The following is a 16,721-nucleotide window of genomic DNA, read 5'->3' on the forward strand; positions in this document are numbered from 1 at the left end:
CCGGAGTCCCGGCGGGCTTTGCGCGTGCAGTGGGACGGGAGTGTGGCCCGTGACGGATCAGGCGGTGGACACAGATGGCGTGAAGCTGTCCGAGGACACTTCTGCCGAGGGTCAATTCCTGGGCCGCGCAAGAGAGTTGAAAGAGCTGCGGGCCGACATCGAGCGCGCGGGGCTGGACACCATCGCCGGCCGGAAGGCCCCCCGCGCACGCGTCCTCCTCATCGCGGGCAAGCCCGGCTCGGGACGCACCGCCCTCGCCGAGGAACTCGTCCGGCAGGTCGCTGACCGTTACGACCACGGAGTGCTCCGGGCCCGGCTCAGCGAGCCCGACGGCACCCCCGTCCCCACCGAGCGCACCGCCCGCGAACTGCTCACCGCCCTGGAACTGCCCACCCCGGCCGGCGCCTCCGAGGACGACCTCTCGGACATCCTGCGCGCCGCCCTCGCCGACCGGCGGGCCCTGCTCCTGCTCGACGACGCGGCCGACGCCGAGCAGGTCGACGCACTGCTTCCGGACACCCCGGAGTGCCTGGTCGTCGCCGTCTCCGGCGGCCCGCTCACCGGCATCGCGGACGTCCGCCCCTGCACCCTGGGCGGCCTCGACACCAAGTCCGCACTGGAACTCCTCACCCGCTACACCGGCGCGGTCCGCATCACCGTCGACCCGGTCGCCGCCGAGGGCCTCGTCGAGGTGTGCCAGTCCCAGCCCGCCGCGCTGACCCTGGCCGGCGGCTGGCTCGCCGCCCGCCCGCAGACCGCCGTCGCCGACCTCGCCAAGCACCTGCACGCCGAGAGCGACGAGGGCACCCCGCTGAGCCGCGTCTTCCGGCTCGTCCACGGCTCGCTGCCCAGCCCCGCCGCCCGGATACTGCGACTGCTCTCCCTCGCCCCGGCCGGCCTGGTCGACCCCCAGACCGCCTCCGCGCTCGCCGGCTGCTCCGTCAACGGCGCCCGCGCCACCCTCGACGACTTCGTCACCGCGGGCCTGGTGCGCGCCCTGGACTCCCCGCTGCCGCAGTACGAGGTCCCCGGCTGCCTTCAGCCCCTGCTGCGCTCCCTGGCCGAGACCCAGGACCGCCCGGCCGAACTCCAGCTCGCCCGCGCCCGCATGCTGGAGCGGACCGTACGGCTGCTCCAGTCCTGCCGTGCCATCACCGAGACCGACAGCCCCCAGGCCCGGGAAAAACTCCTCGGCATGCCCAGCTCGCTGCGCTTCCCGAGCCCCCGGGCCGCCGCCGACTGGCTGCGCGTCCGCCAGCCCGCCCTGCTGGCCTCCGCCCGCCTCGCGGTCGCCGACGGCGAACTGGACACGCTGGCCCGCCGGTTGATGTCCCAGCTGGTGCGCGCGATGGTCGCCCACTTCGGCACCCAGGCCGCCGCCCCCGAGCTCTACGGCATCCACCGCCTCGTCCTCGACGTGGCCGAGCGCCGGAACCTGCCCCGCGAGCAGGCCGCCGCGCTGCTGAACCTCGCCGATCTGGACGCGCAGACCGGCCGTACGACCGAGGCGCTGGCCCGCTACCGGGCCGCGCTGGACGCCGGACGCGAAGCGAATGACCCGTATGCGACCGGGCGCGCGATGGAATCCGTAGGCGGCGCGCACCAGGAGCTCGGCGACTACGACCGGGCCGCCGACTGGTTCGGCCGCGCGCTGGCCCAGCGGCTGGCCCGGGACGAGCGCGCGGAGGCCGCCCGGCTCTACGGCCGGATCGCCGCCTCGCACACCTACGCGGGCCGCTACGGCGAGGCCCTGCGGAACTGGCGGGCGGCCGTCGCCGGGTACCGCAAGAACGGCGATGTGGCCGCCCAGGCACGGGCGTTGAGCGAGCTGGCGCGGGTCCAGGAGTACGCCGGCCGCCCCGAGGAGTCGCTGCTCACCTGTCACGAGGCCGTCGAGTGGGCGCGCCGCGCGGAGGACGTACGACTGCAGGCGGCGCTGCAGCTGCGGCTGGCCGACACCCTCGACCGGCTGGGCGACCCGGCGTCCGCCGCGCTGCACCGCGGCACGGCCGAACGCATGCTCGGCGAGGAGCTCCAGGAGGGTGATCCCGCCCCCGAATCCCTGGAACATGACGCTAACGCCTGCGAAATCCGTAGTACATCCGCGGAAGATTGATGCATTGAAAGGCTAGACACCGAGAACACCTTCATTAAACTGGCTCTGCCGCACCTTCTCCTGCGGTCTCCCGGTGCGCTCACGCATGTCCGGGTATGAGATGTATTGCCCCACACCCTCTGAGCCAAGGACCGTGATCCACGTGAAGGTCGGCATCCCCCGCGAGGTCAAGAACAACGAGTTCCGGGTGGCCATCACACCCGCCGGCGTGCACGAGCTGGTGCGCCACGGCCACCAGGTCGTCATCGAGCAGAACGCCGGCGTCGGCTCCTCGATCCCGGACGACGAGTACGTGGCGGCCGGCGCCAAGATCCTCGCCACCGCCGACGAGGTCTGGGCCACCGCCGACCTGCTGCTCAAGGTCAAGGAGCCCATCGCCGAGGAGTACCACCGCCTCCGCAAGGACCAGACGCTCTTCACCTACCTGCACCTGGCCGCCTCCAAGGAGTGCACCGACGCGCTCATCGAGTCCGGCACCACCGCGATCGCCTACGAGACCGTCGAGCTGCCCGGCCGCGCCCTCCCGCTGCTCGCCCCGATGTCCGAGGTCGCGGGCCGCCTCGCCCCGCAGGTCGGCGCCTACCACCTGATGCGCTCGGTCGGCGGCCGCGGTGTGCTCCCCGGCGGCGTCCCCGGCACCCAGCCCGCGCGGGCCGTCGTCATCGGCGGCGGTGTCTCCGGCTGGAACGCCACGCAGATCGCCGTCGGCATGGGCTTCCACGTCACGCTGCTCGACCGCGACATCAACAAGCTCCGCGAGGCCGACAAGGTCTTCGGCACCAAGGTCCGGGCGATCATGTCCAACTCCTTCGAGCTGGAGAAGGCCGTCCTGGACGCCGATCTCGTCATCGGCGCGGTGCTCATCCCGGGCGCCAAGGCCCCGAAGCTGGTCACCAACGAACTCGTGTCGCGGATGAAGCCCGGAAGTGTGCTTGTCGACATCGCGATCGACCAGGGCGGCTGCTTCGAGGACTCGCGTCCGACCACCCACGCCGAGCCGACCTTCCCGGTCCACAACTCGGTCTTCTACTGCGTCGCCAACATGCCCGGCGCGGTGCCCAACACGTCCACCTACGCGCTCACCAACGCCACGCTCCCGTACATCGTGGAGCTGGCCAACCGCGGCTGGGCCGAGGCGCTGCGACGTGATCCTGCTCTCGCCAAGGGCCTCAACACCCATGACGGCAAGGTGATTTACCGCGAGGTCGCCGAGGCGCACGGACTGGAGCATGTCGAGCTGGAGAGCCTGCTCGGCTGACTCTGTCGACTAAGTCACCGTTCAGCAAAAGGCGATACGTCAACACAGGTCGTCAACACCGCGCACCCGGCCGGGCCTTGCTCGACAGGCCCGGCCGGAAGTGTGTGTATGGTCACTTTGCGGCGATCGGTCAACTCGCGCCGAACATAACCCTTGAACCGATTCGTGCACCGGTGAAACCTGCCGTGCGACTGCCGTACGCCCTTGACAGAGGGATGTTTCATTGCCGACACATCGGGCCGGGTCCGGCGGATTGTGTTGCTGCGAACACCCGACACGCCATAGAGTCGCCAACCGTCGGCATGGTGCCACGCTGACCTATCGAGAAGTTCCCTGGTCACCAAGGAGGTAAGACGACTTGTGAATGAGTCGACATTTTCTCCCGGGGGTGGTCAACCAGGAATGCCGGCAAGGGGCCAGGAGCCCGCGGGGTTCGAGGCTGTCGGCTCCGTCGCTGTGCGCACCTTCGCAGCCCACCGGGGTCACCACAAGCCAGGGGTGACCCAGCCAGCACACCAGAGCATGGATGGCCATCACGTGAACGCCATGGCCGGCGACGGAAGGGGCGCGCCCCACAACCATTTCGCCGACTACGACGAACTGCCCGACGGGCACTTCTACGACCCCGACGCCGAGTACGAGCCCGATCCCGAGTACGCGGCCACACTCGCGCCCGACGCGGCCCGCCAGCGTCGTGAGCGCGTGGGCCCGACCGGACGCCCGCTGCCCTACTTCCCGATCCCGGGCCCGCTGACCAGCCACGGCCCCGCGACGATCATCGCGATGTGCAACCAGAAGGGCGGCGTCGGCAAGACCACGTCGACCATCAACCTGGGTGCCGCGCTCGCGGAGTACGGACGACGCGTACTGCTCGTCGACTTCGACCCGCAGGGCGCGCTGTCGGTCGGACTGGGCGTCAATCCCATGGAGTTGGACCTCACCGTCTACAACCTGCTCATGGAGCGGGGCATGTCGGCCGACGAGGTGCTCCTCAAGACAGCTGTCCCGAACATGGACTTGCTGCCCAGCAACATCGACTTGTCCGCTGCGGAAGTGCAGTTGGTGAGCGAGGTCGCGCGCGAGTCCACCCTGCAGCGGGCGTTGAAGCCGCTGATGGCCGACTACGACTACATCGTGATCGACTGTCAGCCCTCCCTCGGCCTGCTCACCGTGAACGCCCTGACGGCGGCCCACAAGGTGATCGTGCCGCTGGAGTGCGAGTTCTTCGCGCTGCGTGGTGTCGCGCTGCTGACCGAGACGATCGAGAAGGTCCAGGAGCGGCTCAACCCCGAGCTGGAGCTCGACGGCATCCTCGCCACGATGTACGACTCCCGGACCGTGCACAGCCGTGAGGTGCTCGCCCGCGTCGTCGAGGCGTTCGACGATCACGTCTACCACACGGTCATCGGACGCACGGTGCGCTTCCCGGAGACCACGGTCGCCGGCGAGCCGATCACCACGTACGCCTCCAACTCCGTCGGTGCCGCCGCCTATCGCCAGCTCGCCAGGGAGGTGCTCGCCCGGTGTCACGCCGAGTGAGTCTGCCGGGGGCCGACGAACTGTTCCGTACGACAGGGGGGATGGCGCTCCAGGCGTCCACCCCCAGGCGCCAGTCCAACGGCGAGGCGCGGGTACCGGCTCCGGCGGGGGAGAGCGACGGTGCCGCCGCCGGGGAGGACGCCCCGCACTCCGTACCCGCACAGGGCGGTGACGGCGAGGGCGCGGAGCATGTCGCGGCCGACGCGGACGCGGGCGAGTCCCGCAGCCGGGCCGCGGAGGGCTCCGTACGACGTCAGGAGGCGCAGGAAGGTTCTGCCGCCGGACAGCCCCGCAAGCGCGGCCGACAGCCCGCTCAGCGGCGTCCCAGCGGGCGGGAGCGGCACGACGAGAAAATCACCGTGTACGTCTCCGCCGAGGAACTGATGGACCTGGAGCACGCCCGGCTGGTGCTCCGGGGCGAGCACGGCCTCGCGATCGACCGCGGGCGGATCGTGCGCGAGGCGGTCGCCGTGGTGCTGGCCGATCTGGAGTCCCGGGGGGACGCGAGCATTCTCGTCCGCCGGCTTCGCGGGCGGTAGCGGTAGCCTGCGGGGGCCATGACCTCGAACGACGCTCCCGCCGCCGGCGCACCCGCCGGACGTCGGCGTGCGCTCGGGAAGGGACCGGGCGCGGCTCCGGAACCGGAGCCCGAGGTCGTCGTAGAAGAAGTGGTCGTAGAAGAAGTTGCCGAAGCGGTCGCGGACGAAGTCGCCGAAGAGTCCGACGACGGGGTCTTCACGGTGCGGCTCGCCAACTTCGAGGGGCCCTTCGACCTTCTCCTCCAGCTGATCTCGAAGCACAAGCTCGATGTCACCGAGGTGTCGCTGTCCAAGGTCACCGACGAGTTCATGGCGCACATCAGGGCGATGGGGCCTGATTGGGATCTCGATCAGACGACCGAGTTCCTCGTCGTCGCGGCGACCCTGCTGGATCTGAAGGCGGCCCGGCTGCTGCCCGCCGCCGAGGTCGAGGACGAGGCCGACCTCGCGCTGCTGGAGGCCCGGGACCTGCTGTTCGCGCGGCTGCTGCAGTACCGGGCGTACAAGCAGATCGCCGAGATCTTCAACCGGCGCCTCGACGAGGAGGCCCGGCGCTACCCCCGTACCGTCGGACTCGAACCGCACCACGCCGAGCTGCTGCCCGAGGTGGTCATCAGGATCGGTCCGGAGGGCTTCGCCAGGCTCGCCGTCAAGGCGATGCAGCCCAAGCCCCGGCCGCAGGTCTACATCGACCACATCCACGCGCCGCTGGTCAGTGTGCAGGAGCAGGCCGGGATCGTGGTGGCGCGGCTGCGGGAGCTGGGCGAGGCCAGCTTCCGCACGCTGGTCGAGGACGTCGACGACACCCTGACCGTCGTGGCGAGGTTCCTGGCGCTGCTGGAGCTGTACCGGGAGAAGGCCGTCGCCCTCGACCAGGAGACCGCGCTCGGCGATCTGATCGTGCGCTGGACCGGTGGGGACGGGGAGGCCGAGCCGGTGGTCACGGACGAGTTCGACCGGCCGCCCGAGGTGCCCAAGGAGACCAAGGAGGAGTCGGCGTGAGCGAGGAGTCCACGGGAGTACCGGCGAGCCCGTCCGCCGTCGCGGAACTCGACCTCAAGCCCGCCCTGGAGGCCGTCCTCATGGTCGTGGACGAGCCCGCGACCGTGGAGCATCTCGCGAAAATACTCCAGCGGCCGAAACGGCGGATCGCGGACGCGTTGCGCGAGCTGGCTGACGAGTACACCGTCCAGGGGCGCGGTTTCGAGCTGCGGCTGATCGCCGGGGGCTGGCGTTTCTACTCCCGCCCGGAGTACGCGCCGGCCGTCGAGGGCTTCGTCCTGGACGGCCAGCAGGCCCGGCTCACGCAGGCGGCGCTGGAGACCCTGGCGGTCGTCGCGTACCGCCAGCCGGTCAGCCGCAGCAGGGTCTCGATGGTCCGCGGAGTCAACTGCGACGGTGTGATGCGCACCCTCCTGCAGCGGGGTCTGGTCGAGGAGGCGGGCACGGAACCCGAAACAGGTGCGATCCTGTACGTGACGACGAACTACTTTCTGGAGCGGATGGGCCTGCGAGGCCTGGACGAGCTCCCGGAGCTCGCGCCCTTCCTCCCTGAGGCCGAGGCGATCGAGGCGGAGACGCTGGAAGGGGTCCCGTCGTTCGATCCGGATGCACCGGATGCAGATGCAGACGACACGACGACGACGGAACTTTGATGCGAAGCAGTGGCAGTGGCAGCAGTGGTGGCGGTAGGAGCGGCGGGCGCGGCAACCCCCGCGGGACCGGCGGGGGCGGCAATCCCCGGGGTTCCGGTGGGGGCGGCGGCGGTCGTGGTTCCGGCGCGGGCAACTCCCGGGGTGCCGGCGGGGGCGGCTCCCAGCCGAGGGGCGCGGGAGGCCGCGACGACAAGCCGAAGCGCGCCGGAAAGCCGCGTCCCGAGGAGCGGCGCTACGACGTAGGCCCCACGGGGTCCCACGAAGGCCCCAAGACCGGGCGCGGCGCCTCCGCGCGCGGTGGTGCCAAGGGCGGCCCCAAGCAGGGCCAGAGCACCGGACGCGGGCGCTGGGCGCCGGCGACCTCGCGTGAGTACGACGCGCGGGCCGAGGAGCGCAACCGGGAGCGGTACGCCGGCAAGAAGGACATCAAGCCGCCCAAGACCTTCCCGGGCGCCGAGCAGGAGGGCGAGCGGCTCCAGAAGGTCCTCGCGCGTGCGGGCTACGGCTCCCGGCGCTCCTGCGAGGAGCTGATCGAGCAGTCCCGCGTCGAGGTCAACGGCGAGATCGTGGTCGAGCAGGGGCTGCGCGTCGACCCCGAGCACGACGAGATCAAGGTCGACGGGCTGACGGTGGCGACGCAGTCGTACCAGTTCTTCTCGCTGAACAAGCCCGCCGGTGTCGTCGCGACGATGGAGGACCCCGAGGGCCGACAGTGCCTCGGCGACTACGTCACCAACCGCGAGACGCGTCTTTTCCACGTCGGGCGGCTCGACACCGAGACCGAGGGTGTGATCCTGCTCACCAACCACGGCGAGCTGGCGCACCGGCTGACCCACCCCAAGTACGGCGTGAAGAAGACCTACCTCGCGCACATCGTGGGCCCGATCCCGCGCGATCTGGGCAAGCAGCTGAAGGACGGCATCCAGCTGGAGGACGGGTACGCGCGTGCGGACCACTTCCGGGTCGTCGAACAGACCGGCAAGAACTACCTGGTCGAGGTGACCCTCCACGAGGGCCGCAAGCACATCGTCCGCCGCATGCTCGCGGAGGCCGGCTTCCCGGTCGACAAGCTGGTCCGCGTCTCCTTCGGCCCGATCACCCTGGGCGACCAGAAGTCGGGGTGGCTGCGACGGCTGTCCAACACCGAGGTCGGCATGCTGATGCAGGAAGTCGATCTCTAGAAGCGTCAGTTGGGTGCGGCCGGTTCCGGGTTCTCCGGGGCCGGCCGTTTCGTTTTCGTCTGCTTCTTTTCCGTCCGTCGTGGGGGTTGCGCGGTACCGCGATCGCTCTTTATAGTCGAAGTGACTATTAACGGGGTTGATCACCATGACCGCAACACCGGCCTACGACAAGTACGCCTTCGAACCCTTCGCCGTCACCGCCGACCTGGCCGTCCTCACGATCCGGGCCGGCGCCCTGCACGTCCTGCTCGTCGAGCGCGGCCAGGAGCCGTACGCGGGACACTGGGCGCTGCCCGGCGGCTTCGTGGCGCCCGACGAGTCCGCCGAGAGCGCCGCCCGGCGTGAACTCGCCGAGGAGACCGGCCTGTCGGACGTCTCCGGGCTCCACCTGGAGCAACTGCGCACCTACAGCGAGCCCGACCGCGACCCCCGCATGCGGGTCGTCACCGTCGCCTTCGCCGCACTGCTGCCCGACCCGCCCGAACCGCGTGCGGGCAGCGACGCGGCGCAGGCCCGCTGGCTGCCGTACGACGCGCTCGGGCCGCTCGCCTTCGACCACGAACGGATCCTGGCCGACGCGCACGAACGGGTGGGCGCCAAGCTGGAGTACAGCTCCCTCGCCACCGCCTTCTGCCCGGCCGAGTTCACGCTCGGGGAGCTGCAACAGGTCTACGAGACCGTGTGGGGCGCCGAGTTGGACCGCCCCAACTTCCGCCGCAAGGTGCTCGCCACACCGGGTTTCGTCGAACCGGTGCCGGGCGGCGCCAAGTTGACCGGCGGCCGCGGCAAACCGGCCGCGCTGTACCGCGCCGGCACCGCCACCACCCTGTACCCGCCGCTGCTCCGCCCGACCCGGGAAGGAAGCCCCGCATGACCACGACCAGTGTCCGCAAGCGTGCCGCCACCGGAGCCCTGACGGGCCTCGCCCTCGGGGACGCGCTGGGCTTCCCGACCGAGTTCGACGACGTGCCCGCGATCCTCGCCAAGTGCGGTCCCTGGCGCGAGATGGAGCTGCCGAAGCCGGCGATCGTCACCGACGACACGCAGATGACGCTGGCGTTGGGGCGGGGGCTGCGAACCGCCATGGACCGAGGGCTGCTTGGGCCCAAGCGGATGGAGCGGCCGGTGCGCGAGGAGTTCGTGGACTGGTACCAGTCACCGGACAACAACCGTGCCCCCGGCCGGACTTGCCTCGTCGCCTGCAACCTGCTGAAGGCCGAGGACCGGCTCTGGCAGGACGCCAGCCAGATCGGTTCGAAGGGCTGCGGGGCCAACATGCGGGTCGCGCCGATCGGGCTCGTCCCGGGGCTGAACGACGAACAGCGGTCCGGCGCCGCCCAGTTGCAGTCCGCGCTCACTCACGGCCACCCGACCGCGCTCGCCGCGTCCGACCTCACCGCACACGCCGTACGGCTGCTCGCGCACGGCGCCGAACCGACCGGACTGGTCGGGCTGCTGCGGTCGTACGCCGTGGAGAACCGCACCCGCTACCACCACCGCTGGCTGGGCGACCTGTGGACCCGGAGCCAGGACCCCACGCCCGAGCACTTCATCGCGCGCGGCTGGGACGACTGCCTGGAGATCCTGGACCGCCTCCAGGACGCCGTACGCGCCAACTCCCCGGAGACCGACCCCTGTTTGGCCACCGGCGCCGGCTGGATCGCCGAAGAGGCCCTGGCGACCGGCCTGTTGTGCTTCCTGCTGTTCGTGGAGGAACCGGTGACCGCGTTGCGGCGCGCTGCCTGCACCTCCGGCGACTCGGACTCGATCGCGTGCCTCACCGGCGCCTTCGCTGGTGCGCACTTGGGCGCGGACGCCTGGCCCGGGGAGTGGGCGGAGCGGATCGAGTACCGGGGGGAGCTGCTGGCGTTGGGGGCGCTCTGGGACGCCTGACGATTCGCGGTGGCGCATGACATCGATGGACGGTGTCATGCGCCAGGCGTATGGTGGCAGGCATGAGTAAAACGAGGCGCAGGCGAGTGCCGGCCCGGGAACTGGCTCGGCACACGGCGGCTCTGCTGGACGCGGTGGCGGCCGGTGAGTCGATCGAGGTCACTCGGGACGGCGTACCGGTCGCCATACTGTCTCCGCTGGAGCCGGCCGAACGGGACATCCGTGCCGCGATCGCCATCGGCCTGCTCGACGCCTCGGTCATGGACGAGAGCCACGGTGCCGAGGCCGCGGACGCGCTGGAGCGGATGCGCGCGGTCAGGCGGGACGCGGAGGGACGTGGACCCACCGCGGAACTGCTCGCTCAGCGCGAGGAGGAGACACGGTGACACTGCTCTACCTCGACGCGTCGGCGATCGCCAAGCTGCTGCGGACCGAGGCGGAGACCCCCGAGCTGGAGCACTGGATCGGACAGCACGGCGGGATGCGTCGCGTGGTCACCTGCGACCTGGCGCAGACCGAAGTGCGGCGGCTACTGCACCGGCTCGGCGCGGACGAGGTCGAGCGATCGGCCGCGGACGCCCTGCTGAACGCCGTCGCCCGGGTTCGGCTCACGCCTGAACTGATGCTGGAAGCAGGGGAGTTGGCGCCGGGCACCGCACTGCGCAGCCTCGACGCGATCCACACGGTGGCGGCCCTCAAGCTAGGCCACGGCGTCAGCTGGTTCGTGACGTACGACAAGAGGCAGGGCGAGGCCGCTGCCGATGCCGGGTTGCCGGTGGCGTCACCCCGCTGAAGCGCGCCGCACCCCGATCAGGAAGTCCTCCACGCGAGCGCGGTCCGGCTCCGCCGGGAGCGGGGTGCGGGCCGCCGCCTCGTCCGTCTCCGTGGCCAGGCGAGTCATCCACGACTCGACCTCCGGCCACGGGACTTCGCCGCGTTTGACGGACAGCAGGGGGTCGCGCCGGTCGCCCACGTCGATTGTCAGGGTGCCCGTGCGGAGCAGGTCGCGGGCGCTCATCAGCAGGCGGAGCAGATGCATCGCGTGCTTCCAGCGGGGCGCTCCGTGCAGGCGGATGTCCGCCTCCAGCTTCTTGCGCTGGCCCAACGCGTAGCGGGTGAACGTCTCGTGGACCTGGCGGGAGAGGAACGCGCCGCGCAGGGCGAGGAGTTCACGGCCCGTGTCGTCGATGTGCTCGACGACGGGGGAGTGCAGGCACTCCAGGATGTTGGGGTTGGCCCGCAGGGCCAGTTCGCAGAAGCGCTCCAGCTCCCAGCTGAACTGCTCCTCCGCCGGGCCCTCCACATGCGTCGGAGGCTTCTCGAAACGCCAGAACAGGGGAGTGGGCGCGAGGAACACACCTCGGCGGTCCGTGTCGCTGCCCTCCGTCGCCAGGCCGAAGGCGCGCGAACCCATCACGCAGGCGTAGATCGTGTGGTCGCGGACCAGGGACTCGGGGTGCATTCCGGGAGCGTACGCGGCAGATCACGCCAGGCGGATCGAATTTCCCTCCACCGTGATCTGCTCCGCCGGGAGCGGTTTCGGTGCCGGGCCGCCCGCGACCGAACCGTCCGCGATGTTGAACTTGCTGCCGTGGCAAGGGCAGTTGATCGTGCCGTTCGCGACGGCGCTCACCGTGCAGCCCTGGTGGGTGCAGATCGCCGAGAAGGCCTTGAACTCGTCCTTCTTCGGCTGGGTCACCACGACCTTCTGGGCCTTGAGGATCTTGCCGCCGCCGACCGGGATGTCGGCGGTCTTCGCCAACTCCTGGCCGCCGGAGGCCTTCACGGACGACGAGCCCGAGGAGTTGTTGCTGTCGCCGTACTTGCTGCATCCGGCGGTGAGCGCGGCGGCCGCACCCGTGACGAGAACCGTGCGGCGCGTCGAGCTGTCGGTCATGTACTCACTCCGAAGGTGCGGAAGAACCAGAGGGCGGAAGTCAGCCAGAGCAGGGTGAGGCCGGTGAAGACCAGCCCGCCGACGAGCGGCAGCAGCCAGCCGGGGAGGCGCTCCGAGCGGAGCAGCAGCATCTTGGCACTGAAGGCACCGAAGAACAGGCACCCCAGGAGGGAATGCCACATCACGCGTGTCGAGTACGTCTGGTACCCGAACGCGTAGAGGCAGTGCACCGCGACCGGCACCGCCACCAGGAACGCGATCCGCCCCGACCAGCGGTGCAGGGTCGCCGACCAGCTCGGTCCCGGCAGCTTGCCGTAGACCATGAAGGCCGAGACGACCTGGACGAGGGCGAAGAAGAACGCGGTCGTCGCGAGCCACGACTTCACCGCGCCCGTGCTGCTGAAGCCGGCGAGGTTGAAGGCGGTGCCGGCCGGGTCGTGGACCTTGCCGTAGACGCCGAGTCCGACGGCCACGGCGGCGGCCACCAGGGCGGGGACCAGATAGCGGGCGGGGCTGTCGCGGCGGCGTGGGGGCGGTGGGAAGGCCTGGGTGGCGGCATTCGGGTCGGCGGTCATGATCGGCTCCCTGAGGCGGATGGTGGGTCAGGGGGTGACGGGCTGTGCCGTGAGCTGCTGTCCGTCGACCGTGACCGCGCCGGTCTCCGGGTCGATACGGGGTGCGGCGGAAACCTTGCCGTCGCGGGTGACGATGCCGGTCTGGCGGCCGTTCGGCAGCACGATCCAGCCGCCGTCGATCTTGGCGCCACGCACCTTGGCCGTGGCCCGCCACAGCCCGGAGGGCTTGACGGCCTTGTCGGCGGTGAAGGCGTACTTCCGGCCCTCGTCCTTGACGGTGCCGCGGATCTTCGTGCCCTGCTGGAGCTTTCCGTCGAGTACGGCGCCGTTCGGTGCGGTGAGTTTCATCGTGCCGTCGTCCGCGACCGGGCCGCGCAGCCAGGCCTCCTTGTAGCGGCCGTCGCAGAAGTACGCGACCGCCTTGCCGTCGCGGATCGTCACGGCGACCGAGGCGGTGTCGTCGTCGGTGCGGCCGGCGTAACTGGCGTTCGGGACCGCCGACTTCGAAGGTGTCGGGCTGGGCGTGACGGTCGGCTTCTGCGTCGGTGACGCGGGCGCCGACTTCTTCGGTGAAGCCGACGCCGACGGCGAGGCCTCGCTGTACGAGGACGACGCGGTCTTCGTCCCCGACGTCACATTGAGCGTCAGCATGAACAGGCCCAGCACCAGGCCCGCCAGAAGTGTGAGCAGTGGTCCCGGACGCTTCATTACTGTCCTCCCCCGAGGCGAGCTACCAGCCCATGAGAGCGGACTCGGGGCCGTGGGTAAAGAGGCATACCGGGATGATCTCACCACCTGTAGCGGACCAGTAGCGGAACAGAGTGATCCAGGTGACATTGGCAGGGCTAGCGAGGCCCGCTCCGGCCCGTCTCAGGGGGCGGGCGCCGGGCACCCGTACCGGACGGGCTGACTAGGCTGGATGTGCAGAGCCGGGTTGTACATCAGCGAGGAGCAGAGCAGTGGCGGTACGAGCGGTCCGGGGCGCCGTCCAACTGGACAGGGACGAGGCCGGCCACATGGACGAGCGGGTCGGCGAGCTGCTGACCGCCGTCCTGGAGCGCAACGGCCTCACCGCCGACGACCTGATCAGCGTCTGGTTCACGGCCACGCCCGACCTGCACAGCGACTTCCCGGCCGCCGCGGCCCGCAAGCTCGGCAGCGGCTTCGCCGACGTACCGCTGATCTGCGCGCAGGAACTCGACATCGCGGGTGCCATGCCCCGGGTGGTCCGCGTCCTCGCGCACATCGAGTCCGACAAGCCCCGCGCCGACATCGCGCACGTCTACCTCGGTGCCGCCGCCGCCCTCCGCAAGGACATCGCCCAGTGAGAACCGCGCTCGTCATCGGCACCGGCCTCATCGGCACCTCCGCCGCGCTCGCCCTCGCCTCCCGGGGCGTCGTCGTCCACCTCGCCGACCACGACCCCGAGCAGGCCCGTACGGCCGCGGCGCTCGGCGCCGGTACGGAGGAGACGCCGGACGGACCCGTCGACCTCGCGATCGTCGCCGCCCCGCCCGCGCTGGTCGCCGGGGTGCTCGCCGACGCGATGCGCCGGGGCGTGGCCCGCGGCTACCTCGACGTGGCCAGCGTCAAGGGCGGCCCGCGCCGCGAACTGGAGGCGCTCGGCCTCGACCTGTCGTCGTACATCGGCTCGCACCCCATGTCCGGCCGCGAGAAGTCGGGCCCGCTGGCCGCGACCGCCGACCTCTTCGAGGGCAGGCCCTGGGTGCTGACGCCCACCCGCGACACCGACACCGAGGTGCTGAACCTCGCGCTGGAGCTGGTCTCGCACTGTCGCGCGGTGCCGGTCGTCATGGACGCGGACGCCCACGACCGGGCGGTCGCGCTCGTCTCCCACATGCCGCATCTCGTGTCCAGCATGGTCGCCGCGCGGCTGGAGAACGCCGAGGAGGCCGCCGTACGGCTGTGCGGGCAGGGGATTCGCGATGTGACCCGGATCGCCGCGTCCGACCCCCGGATGTGGATCGACATCCTCTCCGCGAACCCGGGGCCGGTCGCCGACCTGCTCACCGATGTCGCCGGGGACCTGGAGGAGACGGTGCGGGCACTGCGCTCCCTGCAGTCCGCCGACGAGGACAAGCGCCGCGAGGGTGTGGGCGGCATCGAGGACGTGCTGCGGCGCGGCAACGCGGGGCAGGTCCGCGTCCCCGGCAAGCACGGGTCCGCTCCGCGGGAGTACGAGGTCGTGGCCGTGCTGATCGACGACCAGCCGGGGCAGCTGGCCCGGATCTTCGCGGACGCGGGGATGGCGGGGGTCAACATCGAGGACGTCCGCATCGAGCACGCGACCGGGCAGCAGGCGGGTTATGTGCAGCTGATGGTGGAGCCGAAGTCGGTGCCGGTGCTGAGCGCCGCGCTGCGGGAGCGGGGCTGGGCGATCCGGCAGTAGGGGTGCGGTGTGTTGGTGCGGGCGTCTTCCGGGGGCTGCGCCCCCAGACCCCCGCTTCGGCCCTGAAGGGGCCTCGTCCTCAAACGCCGGACGGGCTGATTGTGCGGGCCTGCGTGGAAAGGCGCCGGACGGGCTGAGGACTGGCGGCCTGTGTTGACAGGGCGCCGTGAAGGCGCGGCCGGACGAGTGACGCGCACCCAGTAACCTTGTGCGGGGCGCACTCGCGTCCCCACCCCGCTCACCACCCTTCACCAGGAAGGTGTCCTCCCGTGGAAAACGGCGCCGCCCGGACCGCCCCGGCAGTGATTGTCGCCATCGACGGCCCCTCCGGCACGGGCAAGTCCAGCACGTCGAAGGCCGTGGCCGCGCAGCTCGGGCTGAGCTATCTGGACACCGGCGCCCAGTACCGGGCGATCACCTGGTGGATGGTGAACAACGGGATCGACCTCACCGACCCCACCGCGATCGCCGACGCGGCGGGCAAGGCGGAGATCGTCTCGGGCACCGACCCGGCGCACCCGACGATCAGCGTCGACGGTGTGGACGTGGCCGGCCCGATCCGCACCCAGGAGGTCACCTCCAAGGTCAGCGCGGTCAGCGCGGTGCCCGAGGTGCGGGCCCGGATCACCGAGCTGCAGCGCTCGCTGGCCGCCGAGGCGGAGCACGGGATCGTGGTGGAGGGGCGGGACATCGGGACGACCGTGCTGCCCGACGCCGATCTGAAGATCTTCCTCACCGCCTCTCCGGAGGCACGTGCCGCCCGGCGCAGCGGTGAGCTGAAGGGCGCCGACGTCCAGGCCACCCGCGAGGCGCTGCTGAAGCGGGACGCGGCCGACTCCTCGCGCAAGACCTCGCCGCTCGCGAAGGCGGACGACGCGGTCGAGGTGGACACCTCCGACCTCACGCTCCAGCAGGTCATCGAGTGCGTGGTCACCCTGGTGGGGGAGAAGCGGGCCGCCAAGTGACAGCTCCAACAACTCCAACCGCCGCATCCGAGCGGGGCGCCGAGGTCGGGCGGCGCATCGGCGTCGGCCTGATGTACGGGCTGTGGAAGCCGCGCGTGCTGGGCTCCTGGAAGGTGCCCGCCGCCGGTCCGGTGATCCTCGCCGTCAACCACTCCCACGGCGTGGACGGGCCCATGGTCATGGGCGTGGCACCCCGGCCGACGCACTTCCTGATCAAGAAGGAGGCGTTCGCCGGCCCGCTGGACCCCTTCCTGCTCCGCATCGGCCAGCTGAAGGTGGACCGTTCGGTCGCCGACCGTACGGCGATCACCGGGGCGCTGGACGTCCTGGCGGCCGGCGGTGTGCTGGGGATCTTCCCCGAGGGCACCCGGGGCGAGGGCGACTTCGCCTCGCTGCGCGCCGGGCTCGCCTACTTCGCGGTCCGCAGCGGCGCCCCGATCGTGCCGGTAGCCGTACTGGGCACCGCCGAGAAGAGCGGACGACTGATAAAGGCGCTGCCTCCGCTGCGCTCCCGCGTCGACGTCGTCTTCGGCGACCCGTTCGACGCGGGCGACGGCTCCGGCCGCCGTACGCGCAAGGCTCTGGACGAGGCGACCGAGCGGATCCAGAAGCAGCTGGCCGCCCACCTGGACGATGCCAGGCGCCTCACCGGGCGCTAAGAGACACTTGAGTACTTGAGTAGTGGATCAACCG

Annotated in this window: 19 protein-coding genes; 15 read left to right on the plus strand and 4 right to left on the minus strand. The window is 70.9% G+C overall.

What is annotated here, in order from left to right:
* Positions 1-49 precede the first annotated feature (49 nt).
* The 11 genes from ACIBJH_RS46370 to ACIBJH_RS46420 all read left to right on the plus strand — a co-directional run bounded on the left by ACIBJH_RS46370 (position 50) and on the right by ACIBJH_RS46420 (position 10,974).
* Positions 50-2,116, plus strand: coding sequence for a tetratricopeptide repeat protein (locus ACIBJH_RS46370; RefSeq protein WP_399123063.1), 2,067 nt, complete (start codon positions 50-52; stop codon positions 2,114-2,116).
* Between the two features lie 142 nt (positions 2,117-2,258).
* The gene (gene ald, locus ACIBJH_RS46375; protein ID WP_399123116.1) at positions 2,259-3,374 is read left to right on the plus strand and encodes an alanine dehydrogenase; all 1,116 of its coding nucleotides are present in this window, start codon (positions 2,259-2,261) and stop codon (positions 3,372-3,374) included.
* Between the two features lie 402 nt (positions 3,375-3,776).
* Positions 3,777-4,913 carry a ParA family protein gene (locus tag ACIBJH_RS46380; protein WP_200712102.1) on the plus strand — a complete coding sequence of 379 codons (1,137 nt, stop codon included), beginning with the start codon at positions 3,777-3,779 and terminating at the stop codon, positions 4,911-4,913.
* Positions 4,898-5,452: a hypothetical protein gene (locus ACIBJH_RS46385; protein WP_201048570.1), complete on the plus strand. Its 555-nt coding sequence runs from the start codon at positions 4,898-4,900 to the stop codon at positions 5,450-5,452. The genes ACIBJH_RS46380 and ACIBJH_RS46385 overlap by 16 nt, the downstream gene beginning before the upstream one ends.
* 18 nt (positions 5,453-5,470) lie before the next feature.
* The gene (locus ACIBJH_RS46390; protein ID WP_399123064.1) at positions 5,471-6,454 is read left to right on the plus strand and encodes a segregation and condensation protein A; all 984 of its coding nucleotides are present in this window, start codon (positions 5,471-5,473) and stop codon (positions 6,452-6,454) included.
* Complete coding sequence (gene scpB, locus ACIBJH_RS46395) at positions 6,451-7,107, plus strand: SMC-Scp complex subunit ScpB (protein ID WP_399123065.1); 657 nt, start codon at positions 6,451-6,453, stop codon at positions 7,105-7,107. Before ACIBJH_RS46390 ends, scpB begins: the two co-directional genes overlap by 4 nt.
* Positions 7,107-8,288 (plus strand): pseudouridine synthase, encoded by a 1,182-nt coding sequence (locus ACIBJH_RS46400; protein ID WP_399123066.1) that lies wholly within the window; start codon positions 7,107-7,109, stop codon positions 8,286-8,288. The genes scpB and ACIBJH_RS46400 overlap by 1 nt, the downstream gene beginning before the upstream one ends.
* Positions 8,289-8,433: 145 nt before the next feature.
* Positions 8,434-9,162, plus strand: coding sequence for an NUDIX hydrolase (locus tag ACIBJH_RS46405; protein ID WP_399123067.1), 729 nt, complete (start codon positions 8,434-8,436; stop codon positions 9,160-9,162).
* Positions 9,159-10,181: an ADP-ribosylglycohydrolase family protein gene (locus ACIBJH_RS46410; protein WP_399123068.1), complete on the plus strand. Its 1,023-nt coding sequence runs from the start codon at positions 9,159-9,161 to the stop codon at positions 10,179-10,181. Before ACIBJH_RS46405 ends, ACIBJH_RS46410 begins: the two co-directional genes overlap by 4 nt.
* Positions 10,182-10,243: 62 nt before the next feature.
* Positions 10,244-10,567 (plus strand): type II toxin-antitoxin system Phd/YefM family antitoxin, encoded by a 324-nt coding sequence (locus ACIBJH_RS46415; RefSeq protein WP_399123069.1) that lies wholly within the window; start codon positions 10,244-10,246, stop codon positions 10,565-10,567.
* A complete protein-coding gene (locus ACIBJH_RS46420; RefSeq protein WP_399123070.1) occupies positions 10,564-10,974 on the plus strand; it encodes a type II toxin-antitoxin system VapC family toxin in 411 nt (136 codons plus the stop codon). Before ACIBJH_RS46415 ends, ACIBJH_RS46420 begins: the two co-directional genes overlap by 4 nt.
* On the opposite strand, the gene ACIBJH_RS46425 is transcribed toward ACIBJH_RS46420, so the two are convergent.
* Genes ACIBJH_RS46425 through ACIBJH_RS46440 form a run of 4 tightly spaced genes read right to left on the minus strand, consistent with a single transcriptional unit; the run spans position 10,963 to position 13,361 of the window.
* On the minus strand, positions 10,963-11,643 hold the full coding sequence (locus tag ACIBJH_RS46425; protein WP_399123071.1) for a DNA polymerase beta superfamily protein: 681 nt from the start codon (positions 11,641-11,643) through the stop codon (positions 10,963-10,965). The genes ACIBJH_RS46420 and ACIBJH_RS46425 overlap by 12 nt on opposite strands.
* A gap of 21 nt (positions 11,644-11,664) precedes the next feature.
* Complete coding sequence (locus ACIBJH_RS46430; RefSeq protein WP_399123072.1) at positions 11,665-12,078, minus strand: Rieske (2Fe-2S) protein; 414 nt, start codon at positions 12,076-12,078, stop codon at positions 11,665-11,667.
* The gene (locus tag ACIBJH_RS46435) at positions 12,075-12,653 is read right to left on the minus strand and encodes a DUF6529 family protein (RefSeq protein WP_093625072.1); all 579 of its coding nucleotides are present in this window, start codon (positions 12,651-12,653) and stop codon (positions 12,075-12,077) included. Before ACIBJH_RS46435 ends, ACIBJH_RS46430 begins: the two co-directional genes overlap by 4 nt.
* Positions 12,654-12,680: 27 nt before the next feature.
* Positions 12,681-13,361 carry a hypothetical protein gene (locus ACIBJH_RS46440; protein WP_399123073.1) on the minus strand — a complete coding sequence of 227 codons (681 nt, stop codon included), beginning with the start codon at positions 13,359-13,361 and terminating at the stop codon, positions 12,681-12,683.
* A 251-nt stretch (positions 13,362-13,612) separates the two neighbouring features.
* On the opposite strand from ACIBJH_RS46440, the gene aroH reads away from it, so the two are divergent.
* The 4 genes from aroH (at position 13,613) to ACIBJH_RS46460 (ending at position 16,687) form a co-directional block, all read left to right on the plus strand.
* Positions 13,613-13,981, plus strand: a complete 369-nt coding sequence (aroH, locus tag ACIBJH_RS46445; RefSeq protein WP_399123074.1) for a chorismate mutase — start codon at positions 13,613-13,615, stop codon at positions 13,979-13,981.
* Positions 13,978-15,063 (plus strand): prephenate dehydrogenase, encoded by a 1,086-nt coding sequence (locus ACIBJH_RS46450; RefSeq protein WP_399123075.1) that lies wholly within the window; start codon positions 13,978-13,980, stop codon positions 15,061-15,063. The genes aroH and ACIBJH_RS46450 overlap by 4 nt, the downstream gene beginning before the upstream one ends.
* Positions 15,064-15,332: 269 nt before the next feature.
* Positions 15,333-16,028, plus strand: coding sequence for a (d)CMP kinase (gene cmk, locus ACIBJH_RS46455; protein ID WP_399123076.1), 696 nt, complete (start codon positions 15,333-15,335; stop codon positions 16,026-16,028).
* Positions 15,986-16,687 carry a lysophospholipid acyltransferase family protein gene (locus tag ACIBJH_RS46460; protein WP_399123077.1) on the plus strand — a complete coding sequence of 234 codons (702 nt, stop codon included), beginning with the start codon at positions 15,986-15,988 and terminating at the stop codon, positions 16,685-16,687. The genes cmk and ACIBJH_RS46460 overlap by 43 nt, the downstream gene beginning before the upstream one ends.
* The last annotated feature ends 34 nt before the right edge of the window (positions 16,688-16,721 follow it).

This window comes from Streptomyces sp. NPDC050548, assembly GCF_044457385.1.
Lineage (GTDB): Bacteria > Actinomycetota > Actinomycetes > Streptomycetales > Streptomycetaceae > Streptomyces.